The organism is Moraxella sp. CTOTU49803 (assembly GCF_032097965.1).
GTDB lineage: Bacteria > Pseudomonadota > Gammaproteobacteria > Pseudomonadales > Moraxellaceae > Faucicola > Faucicola tetraodonis.
Map to the genome: position 1 here is coordinate 8,002 of NZ_DAMCJP010000014.1, position 19,181 is coordinate 27,182.

Below are 19,181 nucleotides of genomic sequence, written 5' to 3' on the forward strand. Positions count from 1 at the left end.
TCCTGAAATTCGGCAATCTACGCCAGGTAACTGCCCTATCTGTGGCATGACTTTACAATTAGCATCTACCATTAAACCTGCAGATGCTGATTCACATGTACATCATCAACATTCGCATTCAAACGAATCGTCGCCCCATGCAGCACATACCCACCAGTCTCCTACACAGCCTTTCACGCCAGTAGGGGTCAGTGACAAATCCAACAGCAACGCAGGTACTAGTTACACCTGCCCCATGCATCCTGAAATTCGGCAATCTACGCCAGGTAACTGCCCTATCTGTGGCATGACTTTAGAACCCATTATCCCTGTGGTAGATCAACAAGAAGAAAAAGAGCTAACTGATTTTAAACGCAAATTTTGGTGGACACTGCCGTTTAGCTTAGTGGTTTTTGTCTTAGCTATGTTTGGTCATCGTTTCATGTGGTTTGAAGGACAAACCCAAAGCTGGATTGAGTTAATCTTGTCATTGCCAGTAGTGCTTTGGGCAGGTGGTGTATTCTTTAAAAGAGCTTGGCAATCGATTATTAATAAAAGTCCGAATATGTGGACGCTCATTGGCATTGGCACAGGGGCGGCTTTTATTTACAGTGTAATTGCCACAATAATGCCGCAAATTTTTCCTGCTTCTTTTACCAGTATGGGAAGAGTATCTGTGTATTTCGAGGCGGCAGATATTATTGTATCGCTAACTTTACTAGGTCAAATTTTAGAGCTTAAAGCACGTTCGCAAACGTCATCAGCTATTAAATCGCTAATGAATCTTGCACCCAAACAAGCTCGACGAATTTTAGATAATGGTCAAGAAGAAGATATTGATATCAACCAAGTGCAGGTTGGCGATAAACTGCGAGTTCGACCAGGTGAAAAAATCCCCGTTGATGGGCTAGTCATTGAAGGTAACAGCAGTGTAGATGAATCAATGCTGACAGGTGAACCCGTCCCTGTTAATAAAAAAGTGGGAGATGCCTTAATTGGGGCAACCTTAAATACCAATGGCTCATTGGTGATGGTTTCTCAACGCATTGGAGCTGATACCATGCTCTCTCAAATTGTGGAATTGGTCGCAAATGCTCAGCACTCCAAAGCCCCTATGCAAAGCATGGCAGATGTCATTGCAGGTAAATTCGTTATTGCCGTCGTTGGTATAGCCTTACTGACATTGTTTGGCTGGGGATTGTTTGGTGGTGAACAAGGCTGGATTTATGGTCTTATTAATGCGGTGGCGGTGATGATTATTGCTTGTCCATGTGCATTAGGTCTCGCAACGCCAATGTCTATCATGGTCGCAACAGGTGAGGCAGCTACGAAAGGTATTTTATTTAAAGATGCAAGTGTCATTGAGAAAATGCGTGAAATTGATACGTTATTGATTGATAAAACAGGTACGCTAACACAGGGGAAGCCTGTTTTTGATACCGCCATTGCTAATACAGCGTTAAATTTAACATCTACTGAAATTTTGCGACTTGCTGCAAGCTTAGACCAAGGCAGTGAGCATCCCTTAGCAGATGCAATTGTAAAAGCTGCTCGTTCTCAAAACTTATCACTTAGTCCTGTCAGTAATTTTGAGTCGGCAAGCGGTATTGGTGTCAGTGGCGATGTGGAAGGTAAACACTTAGTTCTTGGTAACACGGCATTTATGGCTCAGCACCAAGTAAATGTAAATCAACTTACCCAAGAAAGTGAGCAGTTACGCCAAAAAGGTTCTAGCGTCATGTGGCTTGCTATCGATAATCAACTGGCTGGGGTCTTAGCTGTTACCGACCCAATTAAACCAACAACTTTGGATGCCATACAGCAGTTACATGCAAATAATTTGAAAATTATTATGGCGACAGGAGATGGTATCAGCACAGCAAAAGCGGTAGGTCAGCAACTGGGTATCGATGAGATTTATGGCGAGGTAAGCCCTGCTGATAAACTAGAATTAGTGAAAAAAGAACAAGCAAATAAGCGTATGGTCGCTATGGCTGGTGACGGAATTAATGACGCTCCTGCATTAGCCCAAGCAGATATCGGGATTGCCATGGGGACAGGTACTGATGTAGCATTACAAAGTGGTCAAGTGACGTTAGTGAAAGGTGATTTGCGAGGTATTGCGACCGCTCGCAACATCTCAATGGCTACCGTGAGCAATATGAAACAAAACCTATTATTTGCCTTAATCTATAATGCGGTAGGTATTCCTATTGCATCAGGTGTGTTGTACCCCTTTACAGGTTGGTTGCTATCACCCATGTTGGCTGCTTTTGCTATGAGCCTAAGCTCAGCTTCGGTTGTGGCTAATGCCTTACGACTACGCTCGAAATTTTAACCTAATAAAACCAATGATAATTCGTAAAGATTAACTTTGAGGTTCTAAAGCTGATATTTACAGAAGAATTTATATAGTGTTTTAGTTGTCAGTACAGAATTTGGGTCATAATGATTAAAACGTCCAAAAAACGAAGGTTTTTTGGACTTTCCTCAAAACCTATATTTTTATATATCAAATTGTCTACTATTCAAAATGAAAAATAGCTTATACCAAACCCAATAATTAAAGTATTGCCCACTTTCGAGCAGTCAGGGACTTGATCGTCTCCACCTGTTTAGCAAAGTTACACCAAGCTTGGCAGGCGGCATCGACGATAGTTTCATAACTATCGAAACAGCGATTGGATAACCAATGTTGCTTAATATATTGCCAAACCTGTTCAATCGGGTTTAACTCAGGCGAATAAGGTGGCAGTTTCAAGATAGTCAGGTTTGGTAAATTATAGCGATCTTTATGCCATACTGCCCCATCCATGACCACAACCGCATGGCGACCTTTGGGTACAGCTTGGCTGATTTCTTTTAAATGTCGCTTCATACACTCGCCATTGGCATAAGGCATAACGAGCCCTACACATTGTCCTGTCGTAGGACACACTGCCCCGTAAAGGTAGGTAGAAATAAATTGCTGTTGACGCACTACTCTTGGTCTTTTACCACGGTAATGCCATACTCGGGTGATTGAACCTTGCTGACCAATGCGGGTTTCATCTTGAAACCAGATGTCAACATCGCTTAGCTCGGTACCTTCGGGCAGTATGGCGGTTACCTGCTCGATGAAGTTTTTTTAAAGGCTTCTTGGGCATTAATATCCGCCTGCGGATGCTGGCTTCTGGCACTGATCCATGTCATACCCATTCGAGCTAGCAGTTCATAAATGCCATTAACACTGTAATTAACTTGGTAATGCTCGTAAGCAAGCTTTTGGATATCTTGTCCTGTGAGCCTACCACCACCGCGTTTTGCTTGGGTGTCAACTATTAGTTGCTTGAATGCCTCAATATGCTCTGGGGCTAGTTTGCTGTTTCTGCCGCTTCTTGGTTTGTCATACAGGCTGTCTAATCCAAAAGCTTGATAGCGTCTGCGGGTACGCCGAACGGTTTCGATGTTGATGCTGAGGTTGTTAGCGATTGCTTCACTGGTGTTACCGATACGGTATTGGTGAAGGATGTAGAGGCGTGTTCTGGCTCTGGCTTTGCTTTCGGTCTTGGCTAGTTCGCCAAAGTCATGTTCGTCTAGGCTGTGTTTGGATCTTAGTTTATTCATGTATCTATGATACTATAGTTTATGGGTTTGGTATTAGATCAGAAAGTCCCACCAATGAATTATAAAATCCGCATTTTATAGGATAATATTCAATAGGTTATACTTGTTTTTGCGGAATTTTACGCGAATCCCAGCCGACCCTCACGAGCGTAGGGTTTCAGGGGTACAGCCAAATTTGGGGGCGATGGCTTGGATGGCCGCCCATAATGAGGGATAATCTTTTTGTGATTCAATCAGTAATTCGACGGCTCTTTTCTTAACTTCTGTTGGGTATTGTTTGCTTTTCATAAGGGTATTGTCTCAGAGTTTTAGGTCTCCGACAATCCCGGGGCGGTTCATTTCTTGATTGAGACGGTGTTTGATGAGTTAAAGAATATTTGCCATATCGAGCATTCAAGGCATCGTAGCCATGTTGGGTTTATGAGTAATTTGGTGTCAGGGCTGATTGCTTATTGCCATCAACCCAAGAAGCCGACACTTAAAAATGTGCTGATTGAACCTTTCGTCGCTAAGATTGCTTGTTAATTCAAAGCCTTAGAGTATGGCTTATGTCGAACTGGGGTTAATTAGTAGTAGCCTAATAACTTCCACCACACGAGACCGACCACTAGCCATAACAGTGAGTTCACGATACTCATGACAAAGCCGGCTTTCCACCATTCACCCAATGTGGCAAAGCCAGAACTGAAAATCACGGGCGCTGTACCTGTCGCATAATGGGTCAAACTCATCATAATATTACCGGCTGATGCCAAAATCAGTGCATACAGTAGCGGTGGCGCACCCAACGCCAGACCCACCCCATAAAATGCGGCAAACATTGCGGTGATGTGTGCCGTGGTACTGGCAAAGAAGTAATGGGTGTACAGATAGACCAAGGTTAAAATCGCACACGCACCGACCCAACCAATGCCCAAATGACCAATACCGGTTTGGATATTGGTGGCAAACCATTTGATTAAGCCCAATTTATCCAAAAACGTTGCCATCATTACCAACGCACCAAACCATACAATCGTATCCCATGCTGATTTTTGCTTCAGCACATCATCCCACGTTAGCACGCCTGAGAGTAATAGCAAGCTTAAACCAATCAATGCCGCTGTGGTCGCATCGACACTAAATGCCTCACCCAAAATCATCGCTGGTATATTCGCCCACAATATCAACATCAGCGCAAAAACGCCTAACATAATTTTTTCGTCTTTATGAATCGGGCCTAACGCTTTTAGATTTTCTTTGGCAAATTCAGTTGCGTTCGGTGTGGTTTTTATTTCCGGTGGATACAGCTTATAAATCACCAATGGCATCACTAGCAGACACACCACACCGGGGACAAACATCGCTACCGCCCACGTTGTCCAGCTTAAATGAATTTGTTGACCGGTTAATTTACCCACGAGTTCAACGACCAATGGATTGGGTGCTGTTGCTGTGATAAACATGCCCGAGGTAATGGGGTTAGCATTATAATTCACTAAGGACAAATAACGACCCACACGGTTTTGGGTATTGTTCTCGACATCCGACCCTAAAGAGTGCGAAATCGCCTTCATAATCGGGTGAATAATACCACCGCCGCGCGCGGTATTTGATGGGGTAATCGGTGCTAAGACCAGTTCTGCCAACACGAACGAATAGCCGATGCCCAAAGTCTTTTTACCAAATATCGAGATAAAATAATAACCAATACGCTTACCCAACCCTGTCTTGGTCAACCCATACGAAATCATGACCGCAATACCAATCAGCCAAATTAGCGTACTCGATAAACTCGATAAGGCATCTTTGACTGCGACTGCCGGCTTATCACTGGTCACGCCTGTCAAAGCAACGACTGCCATAGACAGCATGGCTAACGCACCAATTGGCATCGCTTTACCAATAATTGCCGCAATTGTACCGATAAATATCGCTAGCAAATGCCAAGCTTCTGGCTTAACGCCTTCGGGTACGGGAATCACAAACCAAATAATCAGTGTCAATACCACGGCAATCGCCATCGGAATTGGCGCAAAGCCTAATCCTGTACTGCGATGTTCATCCGGTACAGGCGTCGTTGTATTGGGTAATGGCGTTGTCTTAGGCGCTTCAGTTATCTTGGGTGGTTCAGTTGGTGGTGTGGATGGTGAAGAATTGGGCTTATCAGGCAATGACATGGGGTACCTCCATCGTTCAATAAACAAAAAAATCTTAACCTGAATTCGACATAAGAAAGGATAAAAAAAGAAGTCCAATGAACTGTACTGGAATTGTCGGCCACAGATTATCTTGAGTCACGCAGCATAGCCTGACGGAATTAATGAACAATAGTAGATATTTGCTGCGTCAATAGGCGACAAATACCCGTTAGTAGTCGACGGCTTTTTCTTAACTTCTGTTGGGTATTTTTTGCTTTCCATAAGAGTATTTTCTCAGAGTTTTAGGTTTCCGACAATCCCGAGACGGTTCATACAGAGTTCGGATCAAACAGCATAGATCACTTTTTTATTGCCCAATGATTATCTAAATACCATACCGCCATCGGTCAAAATAGTTTGACCCGTAATATAGTTGGCATCATCAGAGGCTAAAAATGATACTAAATTTGCTACATCTTCAGGTTCCTCTGGTCTTCCGACTAAAATACCCTGTGTAAATTCTTTCCACGCTTGTTTTGGCGCATAACCTTTATGTTTGACAAATGCCGCATCAATTCGCTCCCACATAGGGGTATCAGCCACCCCAGGACAATAGGCATTTACACGAATATTATATTGGGCTAATTCTTTAGCAGTTGAGTGGGTAAATGAACGTACTGCGTGTTTAGTGGCGCTATATAAGCTTAGCATTTCATATGACTCATGTCCTGCAATACTACAAGCATTGATAATCTTACTCACGTTGTTTTGTTTTTTCATCTGCTCGGCGGCTGCTTGCGTGCCAAACACCACGCCTTTGATATTCACATTCATTACACGGTCAAGCTCTTTTTCTTCAATTTCTAAAAACGGCTCAACCGACTCCACCCCTGCGTTATTGACAAACACGTCAACCTGCCCAAAGGCTTTCACCGCTTCTTCGATAAGGCGAAATTGGTCGGCACGTTTTGACACATCGCCCACCACCGTGATGCTTTCATACCCTGCTTTGTCAAATTCGGCTTTGGCTTTTTTTAGATTATCTTCGCTGATGTCGTGTAGCACCACTCGAAAACCATCTTTGGCAAGACGAGTCGCAATGGCATTACCCAGACCCCCTGCCGAACCTGTTATGACTGCAACTTTTGCGTTGGATTTTGTAGATCTAGTCATTATGATTCCTTATTGGTGAAAAAAATTAAAAAATACATCGTATCAAAAAACGCTATCTTTTGAGTATAACAAACGTTGTATCAGTACTTTCAGCAAAATTTTTTGGGGTAAGTAATGTTTTTTTTACAAAGCGTAAAAGCCTGTTAGATATGATAATATTGCTAAGACTAACTTTATCGGCAAGATTTTTAATTCAGATTTTTTCCGAAAATTCAATCGTTTTATTAGAGGGCGTTCAAAACTCTGTGTCAGCTAAATTAAAGTTTAATTAGGAGTCAGCACAGAATTCGGACCATATACAGTGGTAAGTACATTTGTTGAGTTTTTAATCGATAGTGATGAGTTTTACTCACCCTCAAAGCAACCTATGGTAAACATATATTTTCCACGGATTTTTTATTTTTTTAAAAGCGAACCTTTTTACTGTATTAAGTTGCTCTATCAAGTCTGAATAATATAGAAAAGTATTTAACATAATCAAAGTTTGGCGAATTCGTAATAATAGTCTTTGCTTGATATTATTTTGCTGCGATATTTGTTTTTTACCAAATGTTGATATTTCCGACAACTCCAGAACAGTTCACTCGACTAATGGATATGTATCGCCTGTTGACGCGGAAAATATCTACTATTGTTCATTAATTCCGTCAGGCTATGCTGCCTGACTCAAGCAAACCTGTCTCCGAGAAAACCAGGACGGTTCAATGGCAGTGAGTTTACCTCTAGTGTCTTCACTGATTGGGCGGCGGCTCATGGTATTTTGGTTGATTACATTAAGCCTGGCTGCCCATACCAAAATGCGTATATTGAACGATTCAATCGTAGCTATCGAAATGAGGTGTTAGATTGTTATTTGTTCAATAATTTAAATGAGGTTAGACAATTAACCGATGAATGGATCAATGTTTATAACCATGAACGACCGCATGATTCATTAAATGATATGACACCTGCTGAGTTTAAAAAGGTGGCTTAATTATTCTACTTTGATCTTGTTTTAAGTTTGGGGTATTTACACCCTTTTTATCCAAGCATAAAGGCTATGGGTGGTCATACCTAAACGTGTAGCTACTTCTGCTACGCTATAGCCTTTCTCTGTGACTTGTTTTACTGCTTCGATTTTGAATTCTTCAGGGTATCGTTTACCGCTCATATTCACCTCATAAATTAGCCATTTTATCTAACTTTAAGGTGTCTACAAAATCGGTGGCTATTCACTCTTTATTCCCAGTCCTAATTGACAAAGTGAAACAGTAAATTAAAAGCATGATAATGATTTCCACGTTTTTAGAAAAGCAACGTATTGTTTGAAAAATCCGCCTAAGCCTAAAAATGCATTTATAAGTTGTGTATTGGACATTCTAAACAAAATATACTTTCAAATTGGCAGGCTGATCATGCAGCGAAGTTAAACAATCAGCCTATAATCAAGTGAATCAATTACCACCCACCACCCAAGCTGTTATATAAGGCAATCAAATTAAGGGCTTGACCCAATTCATTCTGTATCAAATTTTGCTCATATTCTTGGGCGGTGATTCGAGCCTTTGGCATATCATCAAAGGTTAGTCGTCCATAATTAAATAACTTTTTGGCATGGTCTGCCTGTAGTTCGGCATCTTTGACGGCATTTTGTAGGTTACGATGTTGACGAATCAAAGCGGTATTAAGCTGTGAGCTGTTATCCACTTCTGCCAATGCAGTGAGCAAGGTTTTATCATAGTCCGCCATTACCGCCTGTACTCGGGCATCGGCTGCTTTGATGTTATGTTTAATACGGCCATTGGTAAACAATGGCACCGAGACATTGGCATTAATCAGCCCTGCGGTTATCCCAGTACTATCTAAGTCATTATTACTAATGGACAAACCGCCATTCAATGCCCCAAAATTAATCCTAAATCTAGGGTATTGGTCGGCAACCGCGCTACCATGCAAAGCGGCTAGTGCATTAACTTGCGCCTGTTTGGCGCGAATATCGGGGCGACGGGTCAGTAAATCGCTAGGATAATAGCCTTGTGGGGCAGGGGGCAAGTGTTTTAAGACATTGACAGGGCTAGGTGGCAAGTCAAAGTCTTGTGATGTCTTACCACTTAATACTGCGATTTGGCGGATGTTGGCTTGACGTTCTGCAGATAGATTGTCTTGTTTGGCTTTGATACCTTGCAATTTAATATCGATATCATCAATGTCATAGCGAGTCGCTTGTCCTAAATCAAAACGCGCTTTGGCGTAACGGCGTAACTCGCTTAGCGAAGATTGGGTTTGCTTGAGAATTAACGCTTCTTGTTCTTTACTGCGTGCTTGAAAATACGCTTGGGCGATTTTGGCAGCGACTAGCATATGAGCACCGTGGATTTTTTCTTGGGTCGCAAGATAGGCGTAGCCTGCGGCATCGGCATCGCTTTGTTTTTTGCCAAAAAAATCAGGTTCCCAACTAGCTAATATGCCCAAATGATAAGCGTGTCCATCAACATCAAGGCTAGAATCGCCCCAATCACTACCAAGCATACCTAGAGGTTTGCGGACCTTAGAGGGTAGAGGGTTATCGACATCACTATTCACGCCTGTGATGCTGCCACCGGCACCTACCATAATACCTTTATTGGCATTGGCAAGATTAGCAACTGCACTTGCTTCATCAATCCGAGCCTTAGCTTCTCGTATATCCGGTGCCGTTTGTAGGGCGTGCTCGATTAGGCTAGTAAGTACAGGGTCATGGAAATTTTGCCACCATGTGCTGATATTGCTTTGCTCACCAACCGGCAATACATAATTAAATTTTTGTGGCATAACAACTTGGGATTGCGATTTGACAGGCGTATTTTGACAGCCAGTTAAACTGGCGGTAAAAGCAGTGGTTAATATACCTGCTAAAATTAAATGAGATAAAGTAGATTGCTTCATAGTTTTACCGGTCATTTTTATCACTATTTTTAACTTTGGATTTGGTTAACATCTCGATTGATAAGGGTATAACACATACACCCAATATACCGTAATTTTGCCAAAATTATCTTTACCCTTGTTTATCAAGCATACTGCGGAAGCGTTTTAGGGCAAAAAACATAAAAATCAGACCTGACACGGTCATCTCGAGCAAATAATGTCCCACGATAGGCAAATTGGCGTCACGAAATAGTACCGCATGGCTAAATAAGGCATATTGGGTCACAGGGGAGAATTGCGAAATACTTTGCACCCAGGTAGGCATACTCTCAAAGGGGGCATCGCCGCCTGATATTAGTCGTAAAACCACATACACCGGCAACGACAATAGTCCAAATTGTGGCAAAGTCGGCGCAAGGGTAGCAAACATAATACCCATTGCCGACGCCGAGAATAAAAATAAAAATGTACCCAGCATATACAAGGCAATTGAGCCATTAATCTGGACACCAAGCCACCCTTGCACCACAAACATCAAGGATAAAAACGCAGCCATCGCTATCACCACGCCGTTACTGATGATTTTTGACAAGGCTATTTGGTTGGCGGAAACAGGCATGACCAGTAAATGCTCAATCGTTCCTCGTTCTTTTTCACGGATAATCGCCGCGCCCACTAGTATCATGGCAAGTAAAAAAATGAAGCCCACAATGTTGGTTACCGAGAAAAACCAATGGCTGGTAGTATTCGGATTAAACCATACGCTGGTTTGCACCTTGACCGGTAGTTGCTCTAACGGGCTGGTTTTTTTAAGATAGTTATAGCTTTCTTTATTAAAAATCTCTTGGATATACACCATACCCACCCCTGCTTGCGACACGGCAGTGGCATCAGCAGAAAGTTGCACCGTTGGATGTTTATTATCCCGCACGTCTTTCTCAAAATTTTCTGGAAATTCAAGCGAGAAAATATAGTCGCCTTTATCAAAGCCATCACTGAGTTTTTCAGTATCTGGTACATACACGGGTTTTTGAAAGTTGGGTGGTTGTAGGGTCGATACCATATAGTTGCTCATTTGCGATTGGTCGTGGTCAACCACTGCCACAGTGGCGTTATGCACTTCGGTAGTGATCCCTGTCGAAATGGTATAAATCGACACGGTGAACAAAAACGCAATGATGATAATTACCATTTTATCGCTAAATAGGGTTTGAAACTCCTTGTTGGTTAAGGTGATAACGTTTTTAACCCATTGTCCCCATGGGGATGGTGGCCTGCTAACTTGATGATACATGGCTTATTTCTCCTGTTTTTGCAAACACAGACTTGCCAAGGCTACATACGCAACCCCAAAGCCTAAAATAATCACATAGTTATGCACAAAACTGTCAATGCCTAACCCTTTGGTAAATGCACCTAAGCTGATTTGTTGGAAGTATGCCGCAGGAAAAGCTTGACCTACCCAATGGCTACTGCCTGTGATCGATGACAGTGGGTATAAAAATCCTGAGAAGTTCAATGCAGGAATCATGGCAGCCACCGCCGTAGCAAACACAGCAGAAACTTGGGTTTTCATCATTGAAGAAATCCATAATCCAAAGCCTGTTGCAGTACACACCAACAAAAATGCCCCAATGGTTAGTCCCATAAACGAGCCTTTGATCGGTACACCAATAATGACGATTGCAATCCAAACTAAGCTAAAATAACTGCCCAATGCGGTCAAAATATAGGGTATTTGCTTTCCTATTAAAAACTGGGTGGTTGAGGCAGGAGATGTATAAAGATTGCTAATTGAGCCGAGTTCTTTTTCTCGTACTACCCCTAAAGCAGTCATCATCGCAGGAATCAAAATCAAGCCAAGCATAATCGTGCCAGGGATGATGGCATAAATACTGGCAAAGCCTTGGTTATATAAAAAACGCGGTTCTATCACCATCACAGGGCGGGTATCAAGGGGTAAGCCTGTTTGACGGATTTTGTCTTGGGCATAGTTGAGTAAAATACCTGTGACAAAGCCTTTGATATTCTCTGCAATAAAGGGCGCACTACCGTCAATATAAAAATTAATCTCAGGTCTGTCTAAGTGCTTCATATCTGAAGCAAAATGGTCAGGGATTTCTAACACCAGTTTAGATTGACCGCTTTTAAGCTGCGTTTGGACTTCTTCGATAGAGTCAAGCTTTTTTACGCCCGAAAAATAAGGCGAACCATCAAAATATTGGATAAGTTCACGGCTTTCAGTACTTTGGTCGTGGTCGATAACTGCCATGTTTAAATGATTAATGTCAAACGACACAGCATACACTACCGTCATCATGATGATCACAGGGCCAAACAAAGCAAATGATAGTCGAATTTTATCTCGGCGTAATTCTTTGCTTTCCCGATTGGCAAAAGCAAGCATGAGTGACAACCAAGCCCATAAGCCTTTACGGTGGGTGGCTTTTTTGCCGGTCTCTTTAGCCGATTGTGTTTGTAGTGTGATGGATTTGATCTGTTCGCCATTTGCTTGATTATTAGCTCTAGTGGGTTTTTGCTCGACTTTGTTGTCATTGGATGCTTCGAGTAAATACTCGATAAAGGCTTCTTCCAACGTTTTGGCGTGTTTGTTGGCTTGTAACTCTCGTGGTTTGCCCACCGCTAGCAAGTTGCCTTGCTGCATCAGCGAAATACGATCACAACGCACCGCTTCACTCATAAAATGGGTGGAGACAAAAATGGTAATCCGTTGTTCACGAGATAATTCGACCAATTTTTTCCAAAACATATCCCTTGCAGCGGGGTCAACCCCTGACGTCGGCTCATCTAAAATCAACACTTTAGGTTGGTGCAAGCATGCAGCTGCTAATTGCAGGCGTTGGCGAATACCCAGTGGTAAATCTGCCGGCAGTTTGTCGGCTTCTTTGGTCAAATCAAAGGTAGCAAGGCTTTGGTCGATATAGTTTTTCTGTTCACTTTCTGGAATACGGTATAGTTTGGCATGGAGTTTTAAGTTACCACGTACAGTCAGTTCTTCGTAAAGAGAGAAAGCTTGTGACATATAGCCGACTTTTAGGCGGTTTTCGATGCTACCTGCGGTAACAGGTTCGCCAAGCAATTTGGCTGTACCTTCAGTCACATCAAGTAAGCCTGTCAACATTTTCATGGTAGTGGATTTACCGCAACCATTTGACCCTAAAAAGCCAAAAATCTCACCTTGAGCGATACTAAAACTCACATGGTTCACTGCCACAAAGTCACCAAAGCGTTTGGTTAAGCCTTCGGCTTTAATGGCTGGTGGTAGGCTAGGGTCGGGTACAAACGGGGGTACTGTAAAGTTACTGTCGCCGCGTTTATTTTCTGGCAATAGCACATTATAGGCTTCTTCAAGGTTGAGCCGACCTTCAGCATCGTAATAGTTTTGGGCATATTTTTTCACCACATTGGTGGTTTTATCATTAATTAGCACTTCGCCATCGTTCATCGCGATGATGTACTCAAACTGGGCGGCTTCATCGATATACGCTGTCGAGACAAGCACGGTCATGCTTGGGTTCTCGGCTCGGAGCGAATCGACCAATCGCCAGAACTGCTGACGCGAGAGAGGGTCAACCCCTGTCGTCGGTTCATCCAAAATTAGCAAATCTGGGTCGTGCACCAAGGCACAGCACAGGCTGAGTTTTTGTTTCATACCCCCAGAGAGTTTGCCAGCCGGACGGTCTTTGAACTTAAGCAAGTCGGTCGCTACCAATAATCGCTCAATACGAGCTTGGCGAGAAGCTTTGTCAATGCTAAATAGCCGAGCATGAAAGTCGATATTTTCAAAAACCGATAGGGTAGGGTAAAGGTTATGTCCCAAGCCTTGTGGCATAAAGGCGACTTTATTGAGTAAAAACTCTCGAGCTTTTTTATTGTGCATATCCTTGTTCAGCACTTGAACTGTGCCAGTTTGGATTTTTTTCATCCCAGCAATTAGGCTTAGCAAGGTCGATTTGCCGACGCCATCAGGCCCGACCAGACCGATTGTAGCAGATTTGGGAATAGCTATACTGACGTTTTTGATGGCTTGGATGACCTTACCATAGCGATGCGAGACATTGCTCACTACCACAGCAAAGTCATCACTATTGTCTTTGGATTGAGTGTTATCGAAAGTCATGCTGACGCATCCTTTGTCGGTTATTGCCCTACCGTTACGGTGGATGCGATTTGTGGATGTACAGGTCGGCTTGGGGCGATTGGTACAATCGATGGCATGTTGACTTCTAGGTCCTTGCTCCATGCTTTACTTGGATCAAGTTGCACATAACCTTGGGCTGTCATACCGCCTTTGAGCAAGGTTTGGTAACGGCTTGCCACTTGTGGATCAAGACTTAATTTGACACGGTACATCATTTTTTCACGTTCGTTTTTGGTTTCGACGGATTTTGGCGTGAATTGTGATTGGTTAGCCACAAAGCTAACTTTGGCAGGGAGTACGGCTTTGATACCGTCTAACACGATACGGGCAGGGCTACCAATTTGAACTTGATTACTGCTGTCAGTTGGCAAAAAGATTTCAAGATAGACATCGTTTGGATCAACTAAGGTTACAACTTTGCTACCAGGGGCAATCACATTGCCCACTTCGACAATGCGATATTCAACCCGCCCTGCTTGTGGGGCACGCACATACATATCTGATTGAATCGATTTGACACGATTTATTTGAGATTGGGCTTGGTTGATTCCTGCTTGGGCTTGCTCGATCCCTGCTTGGGCTTGGTTAATTCCTGCTTGGGCTTCGGCAACGGCTGCTTTGGCCTCGGCAATACCCGATTGGGCTTCAGCAATACCTGCTTGTGCTTCTGTGCCACCTGCTGCTGCTTGTGCTTTGGCGGCTTGAGCAGCAAGAACTTCGGCTTTGGCAGCTTGGTAGGCCTGCTCACGCTGTTGTAATTCAGCGATAGAAACTAAGTCATCTTTCCGCAATGCTTTGGTGTTGTTTAGATTGTCTAGCGCGATTTGTAATTGGGCTTTTTTAGCAGCAATCACCGCATCGGCTTGGTTGACACCGCCTTGGGTACGAGCATAGCCGCCTTCAGCACGTTTTTCAGTACCCATGGCACGAGTGACCGCGCCTTCAGCACGAGCTTTGGCAGCTTGCGCTTGCGATTTACGGCCTTCGGCTTGCAATTTGGCAGCTTCGGCTTGCAATTTGGCAGCTTCGGCACCTTGCAGTTGAGTATCAAGTTCTTCAGAAGATAAGGTCACCAGTGGCGTGCCTTTTTCGACCAAGTCACCTTCATGCACAAGCACTTGGCTGACACGTCCTGCGCGTAGGCTAGCCACATCGATATTTTGTAGTTGTAGACGTCCATTGGAAGAGGCAAAGCCTTCTGGGGTCGTATCAGCGGTACGTTTGTAGTTCATATACACAGCAAAAGCGACTGCCACAGCCAATATCAAGGCGATCAGAATATAATAAGATTTTTTCATGTTTTAGTCTTAAAAAATAGCTGACAACTATTTAATAGTACTTTGTAAAAATCCTTTTTAAGTATCTAATAGAACATTTATCAACATTTACTATAGAAAAAATAAAGCTTTCCAAATCTTTATTTATTCACGCACAATATATTCCCTTAATAGAGTTATTGATAAAAAACTCACAAGAAGATAGGGCTATTATGGTTTTTTGTTTAAGATAGTACGTAAATTCTAATTTATATCATTGCTTGTAATGCAACAAATAGAAATTAAAAACTGTTTCTAAAATAAATTTTAGCACTAAAATTCATATAAGAGTAACAATACAGAAAAAAATTTGTGAACTAACGTTAACTAGAATTTTCGGCTGTGGTATAAAATGACCCCTGCTGTCAACAATGGAGAAAAGAACTTGGTAGATTGATGTTACTGTTATTTTCTTTGAATTTGACGATGGTTTCAGCTTTGAAGGTTTAACTGTATTCTTTTCTTAGTCACGGTAAGCTCCTGTTTAGGTCATTAGTTTACCAAATATTTCTCTGCGTTTTTTTCAATATACATCATATCTTCGTTGAACGGCTGTAGCGGCCAGTGTAATATGAATATGTATAGTTACGTTACTTTGATATGTTCAGTCAAGCAAGAACAGGGTTGAAAGAATATTTAGAGTTTTACAATCATGAGCGTTTGCATCAGTCGCTTAGATTTAATACGCCTGCACAGGTTTTAAACACTAGTTCGGTTAATCCTATGCTTTATCAATCCAACTCTATCTTAATTTTATGATTATTTGGTCTAGACATTGGGGAGTACCTTAAAATTATGAATAGCTATTCTGAAATTATTGCAAGTAAGCCACTCATTTGGAGTGATATTGAAGCAATTACTGTAAAAGAAAATCAAGATAAATTAATTGAGCTTAAATCCTCAGACAAATTAAAACTCTTACCAGTTTATTTTAATGATGGACTTGAAGGCGCAATACCAAAATTAGTTTTAAGAAAAGAAGTTGCAAACCGACTTTGTAGTGCCGCTGCTAATCTTCCTTTAAATCTTGGCTTGGTAGTTTTCGATGGATGGCGACCAAAGAAAGTACAATACGCTTTAAGAGATGAAGTAAGAAAAAAAATCCTAATAAAACATCCAAATGCAGATAATGATTGGCTTGAAATGCGTTTGGACGAATTTGTGGCGAATCCAAAAAGAGAAGGTATGTGCCCACCACATTTAACAGGCGGTTCTGTTGATGTGGGGTTATTTGATACGACAACTGATACCCTCATTGACATGGGTAGCGTTTTCGATGAAGCATCACATTTATCTTATACATCTGCACTAGAAACCGAAACTGATAAGAGATTTAACCAAGCTAAATTACATAGACGAATATTAGTAAGTGTCATGTTGGCACAAGGGTTTACGAATATCCCTACCGAATGGTGGCACTTTGATTATGGTAATTCTAACTGGGCTTATTTTAGTGAGCAACCCTTTGCCTACTATGGGGCTGCTGATTTTGAAGTTGCCAGCTAAGTACGTTCACAACTAAAAAGGAAGCTTTTATGTCATTAATTCCTGCCGATAACACATTATTACTTTGGACATTTTTAATGGTTTCAGCAGCAGCAGCTATTTATATGGAGCAAAATTGCCGCTGGATATCAAAAATACCTGGTGCTGTTATTGCTCTTCTCATTGCATTAGCAGCCTCAAATTTTGGAATAATCCCGACCGAGTCTCTTGTATATGATGCTGTATGGGGATATGTCGTGCCATTAGCGATACCTTTATTGTTGTTTCAATTGAACTTTCAAGCGCTTTTTAAAGAAAGTAGTCGACTATTAGTATTATTTCTTTTAAGTTCTATCGGCACTATGATAGGAGCCTTGATAGGCTATTATGCTCTACACAATTATATTCCTGAGTTAGATAAAATTTCTGGCATGATTGCTGCTTCCTATACAGGTGGCGGTGTTAATTTTGCGGCGATGACGGCACGTTTAGAGCCAAGTAAGGGAATGACAGCTGCCACCATCGTTGCTGATAATTTAATGATGGCTTGTTATTTCTTTATTCTAATTAGTATATCAGCTTCAACCGTCATTCGTCGTATTTGGGGTAGCCCTCATCAAGATAAATTAGATAGAGATGGTATTAATGGTCACAATACAACGGCTAATTATTGGAAACCAAAACCGATTTCACTACAAAATATCGCTTTGTCTTTGGCTGCCTCTATTTTAATTGTCGCAATATCTTTCACGCTTTCAGCATGGCTCAAGGGTTTACTAGGAGAGGGAAGCAATGTCGCCACAAATATGCTGCTTAGCCTAGTTACCGATAAATATCTGCTGCTGACATCCATTACGTTAATAACTATTGCAATCTTTGGTAAAAATATTCAAAAACTTGAAGGTAGCCAAGAGTTGGGTATGTATGCTATTTATTTATTCTTTGTGGTGATTGGTATACCTGCTTCAATCCCATTAATTATTCAAAACGCTCCACTTCTTTTTGTATTTACACTAACTGTCGCCATTGTGAACTTAATCATTACCATGATCTTTGGCAAATTATTTAAATTTGGCATTGAAGAGATCGTACTTGCTTGTAATGCCAATATTGGCGGACCCACTACTGCAGCGGCCTTAGCTATTAGTAAAGGATGGCGAGATTTAATTGGGCCTATCTTATTAATTGGTACGTTAGGGTATGTCATTGGCAATTACGTTGGTATGCTTGTCTATGGATTGCTTCAATAATTCTTTATTGACAAAAGAGGAAGTATGGCATGAAAGTGATGATATTAGGGGCAGGTATAATAGGGACAACGACCGCTTATTATCTCAACAAAGCAGGGCATGAAGTAACAATCATCGATAGAGAAAGCGGCGTAGCAGATGAAACAAGCTATGGCAACGCAGGACAACTCTCCTTTGGCGGTAGTGTTCAAAAAACTGTGTCATTCCCATAAACAGTCAAATAAAACAGGAATGACACCATGCAAAACTTTGACTTTAACGAAGCCCTAAAAGCGATTTGATCAGGAAAGCCTAGTAGGGGTCAGAAAACGGAAAAAATAGGGCGGTAAGGACTTTTGTCGAGTATTTTTAAGTATCCTTTACTTGTCTAAAAAACGAGCGTTTTTTAGACGGTTTCGTACTGCTAATTTTAGGTTTACACAAAAATTTTTACAGTCTCCCCTATTGGTACTATTTCATCAAATACGCTATCGGGAATTTAAAGCCTTTTACTTTGATTATGTCTGTCGTTGGTTAAAAAAGGAATTTCCTCACTTACCCAGCTACCAACGATTACTTGAACTTATCCCTAGAGTGATTAGCCCTATGCATGACTACTTGAAAGTTCTTATGGCGAATAGGTGTACAGGCATTAGCTTTATCGACTCAACCAAACTCGCCGTTTGTGATAACCGACGCATTGAACGCCATCAAGTCTTTACCCCTTATGCCTCACGGGGTAAAACCAGTATGGGATGGTTCTTTGGCTTTAAACTTCATGCCATCATCAATGACAAAGGTGAACTCGTCAATGTCTGTCTAACTTCAGGCAATGTTGATGACAGAAAACCCGTTGAATACCTGTGTAATGTGGTTCATGGCAAACTGTATGGTGATAAAGGCTATGTCAGCCAACCGCTTGCCGATAAACTGGCTAACGATAAAGATATTACCTTTATCACCCGTCCCAAGAAAAACATGAAACCCAAAGAATTACAAGCCATTGATAAACGCTTGCTTAAACGCCGTGCTTTGATTGAGACGGTGTTTGATGAGTTAAAAAATATTTGCCAAATTGAGCATACTTGTCATCGTTCAGTTACTGGCTTTTTAAGCAATTTGCTCAGTGGTTTAATTGCGTATTGTTGGCAACCTAATAAGCCTTCGTTAAAAAACGTGCTTGTTGAGTATAAACTGCCTGATATTGCTTAATTCGTAAGCA

At 41.8% G+C, this 19,181-nt stretch carries 11 protein-coding genes and 7 pseudogenes; 8 read left to right on the plus strand and 10 right to left on the minus strand.

What is annotated here, in order from left to right; genetic code table 11:
- Nucleotides 1-7: 7 nt before the first annotated feature.
- Complete coding sequence (locus RT422_RS10925) at nucleotides 8-2,317, plus strand: copper-translocating P-type ATPase (RefSeq protein WP_313422305.1); 2,310 nt, start codon at nucleotides 8-10, stop codon at nucleotides 2,315-2,317.
- A 225-nt stretch (nucleotides 2,318-2,542) separates the two neighbouring features.
- Here RT422_RS10925 and RT422_RS10930 read toward each other — a convergent pair whose 3' ends face one another.
- The 3 genes and pseudogenes from RT422_RS10930 to RT422_RS10940 all read right to left on the minus strand — a co-directional run.
- Nucleotides 2,543-3,097 carry an IS630 family transposase gene (locus tag RT422_RS10930; RefSeq protein ID WP_313422307.1) on the minus strand — a complete coding sequence of 185 codons (555 nt, stop codon included), beginning with the start codon at nucleotides 3,095-3,097 and terminating at the stop codon, nucleotides 2,543-2,545.
- A complete protein-coding gene (locus RT422_RS10935; protein WP_313422266.1) occupies nucleotides 3,085-3,585 on the minus strand; it encodes a winged helix-turn-helix domain-containing protein in 501 nt (166 codons plus the stop codon). Before RT422_RS10935 ends, RT422_RS10930 begins: the two co-directional genes overlap by 13 nt.
- Nucleotides 3,586-3,732: 147 nt before the next feature.
- Nucleotides 3,733-3,873 (minus strand): annotated as a pseudogene (locus tag RT422_RS10940) (IS3 family transposase); the annotation flags it as partial.
- 51 nt (nucleotides 3,874-3,924) lie between these two features.
- On the opposite strand from RT422_RS10940, the pseudogene RT422_RS10945 reads away from it, so the two are divergent.
- A pseudogene (locus tag RT422_RS10945) lies at nucleotides 3,925-4,110 on the plus strand (transposase); the annotation flags it as partial.
- Between the two features lie 41 nt (nucleotides 4,111-4,151).
- Here RT422_RS10945 and RT422_RS10950 read toward each other — a convergent pair.
- Nucleotides 4,152-5,588: a DASS family sodium-coupled anion symporter gene (locus RT422_RS10950; RefSeq protein WP_040403551.1), complete on the minus strand. Its 1,437-nt coding sequence runs from the start codon at nucleotides 5,586-5,588 to the stop codon at nucleotides 4,152-4,154.
- 498 nt (nucleotides 5,589-6,086) lie between these two features.
- Nucleotides 6,087-6,878, minus strand: coding sequence for an acetoin reductase (locus RT422_RS10955; protein WP_409520126.1), 792 nt, complete (start codon nucleotides 6,876-6,878; stop codon nucleotides 6,087-6,089).
- A gap of 703 nt (nucleotides 6,879-7,581) precedes the next feature.
- Here RT422_RS10955 and RT422_RS10960 point away from each other — a divergent pair.
- Nucleotides 7,582-7,854, plus strand: a pseudogene (locus RT422_RS10960) (integrase core domain-containing protein); the annotation flags it as partial.
- A gap of 42 nt (nucleotides 7,855-7,896) precedes the next feature.
- Here the strand turns inward: RT422_RS10960 and RT422_RS10965 are convergent.
- From RT422_RS10965 to RT422_RS10985, 5 genes and pseudogenes are all read right to left on the minus strand, one after another.
- Nucleotides 7,897-8,031 (minus strand): annotated as a pseudogene (locus RT422_RS10965) (transposase); the annotation flags it as partial.
- A gap of 287 nt (nucleotides 8,032-8,318) precedes the next feature.
- On the minus strand, nucleotides 8,319-9,800 hold the full coding sequence (locus tag RT422_RS10970) for a TolC family protein (RefSeq protein ID WP_313422268.1): 1,482 nt from the start codon (nucleotides 9,798-9,800) through the stop codon (nucleotides 8,319-8,321).
- 97 nt (nucleotides 9,801-9,897) lie between these two features.
- On the minus strand, nucleotides 9,898-11,061 hold the full coding sequence (locus RT422_RS10975; protein ID WP_313422269.1) for an ABC transporter permease: 1,164 nt from the start codon (nucleotides 11,059-11,061) through the stop codon (nucleotides 9,898-9,900).
- A gap of 3 nt (nucleotides 11,062-11,064) precedes the next feature.
- Entirely contained in the window at nucleotides 11,065-13,908 is a 2,844-nt protein-coding gene (gene rbbA, locus RT422_RS10980) for a ribosome-associated ATPase/putative transporter RbbA (protein ID WP_313422271.1), read from the minus strand.
- A 20-nt stretch (nucleotides 13,909-13,928) separates the two neighbouring features.
- On the minus strand, nucleotides 13,929-15,227 hold the full coding sequence (locus RT422_RS10985) for an HlyD family efflux transporter periplasmic adaptor subunit (RefSeq protein ID WP_312117015.1): 1,299 nt from the start codon (nucleotides 15,225-15,227) through the stop codon (nucleotides 13,929-13,931).
- Between the two features lie 603 nt (nucleotides 15,228-15,830).
- Between RT422_RS10985 and RT422_RS10990 the strand changes: the two are divergent.
- From RT422_RS10990 to RT422_RS11010, 5 genes and pseudogenes are all read left to right on the plus strand, one after another.
- Nucleotides 15,831-16,004 (plus strand): annotated as a pseudogene (locus tag RT422_RS10990) (IS3 family transposase); the annotation flags it as partial.
- A gap of 36 nt (nucleotides 16,005-16,040) precedes the next feature.
- Nucleotides 16,041-16,751 carry a M15 family metallopeptidase gene (locus tag RT422_RS10995; RefSeq protein WP_313422273.1) on the plus strand — a complete coding sequence of 237 codons (711 nt, stop codon included), beginning with the start codon at nucleotides 16,041-16,043 and terminating at the stop codon, nucleotides 16,749-16,751.
- Between the two features lie 29 nt (nucleotides 16,752-16,780).
- Entirely contained in the window at nucleotides 16,781-17,980 is a 1,200-nt protein-coding gene (locus tag RT422_RS11000) for a DUF819 family protein (protein ID WP_313422275.1), read from the plus strand.
- Between the two features lie 29 nt (nucleotides 17,981-18,009).
- Nucleotides 18,010-18,159 (plus strand): annotated as a pseudogene (locus RT422_RS11005) (FAD-dependent oxidoreductase); the annotation flags it as partial.
- 262 nt (nucleotides 18,160-18,421) lie between these two features.
- Nucleotides 18,422-19,171 (plus strand): annotated as a pseudogene (locus RT422_RS11010) (IS982 family transposase); the annotation flags it as partial.
- Nucleotides 19,172-19,181 lie beyond the last annotated feature (10 nt).

Bases quoted from the DNA above. Each gene is read 5' to 3' on its own strand.
- RT422_RS10935 (WP_313422266.1), bottom strand. From the start codon at position 3,585: ATGAATAAACTAAGATCCAAACACAGCCTAGACGAACATGACTTTGGC.
- RT422_RS10950 (WP_040403551.1), bottom strand. From the start codon at position 5,588: ATGGCGATTGCCGTGGTATTGACACTGATTATTTGGTTTGTGATTCCC.
- RT422_RS10955 (WP_409520126.1), bottom strand. From the start codon at position 6,878: ATGACTAGATCTACAAAATCCAACGCAAAAGTTGCAGTCATAACAGGT.
- RT422_RS10970 (WP_313422268.1), bottom strand. From the start codon at position 9,800: ATGACCGGTAAAACTATGAAGCAATCTACTTTATCTCATTTAATTTTA.
- RT422_RS10975 (WP_313422269.1), bottom strand. From the start codon at position 11,061: ATGTATCATCAAGTTAGCAGGCCACCATCCCCATGGGGACAATGGGTT.
- rbbA (WP_313422271.1), bottom strand. From the start codon at position 13,908: ATGACTTTCGATAACACTCAATCCAAAGACAATAGTGATGACTTTGCT.
- RT422_RS10985 (WP_312117015.1), bottom strand. From the start codon at position 15,227: ATGAAAAAATCTTATTATATTCTGATCGCCTTGATATTGGCTGTGGCA.
- RT422_RS10995 (WP_313422273.1), top strand. From the start codon at position 16,041: ATGAATAGCTATTCTGAAATTATTGCAAGTAAGCCACTCATTTGGAGT.
- RT422_RS11000 (WP_313422275.1), top strand. From the start codon at position 16,781: ATGTCATTAATTCCTGCCGATAACACATTATTACTTTGGACATTTTTA.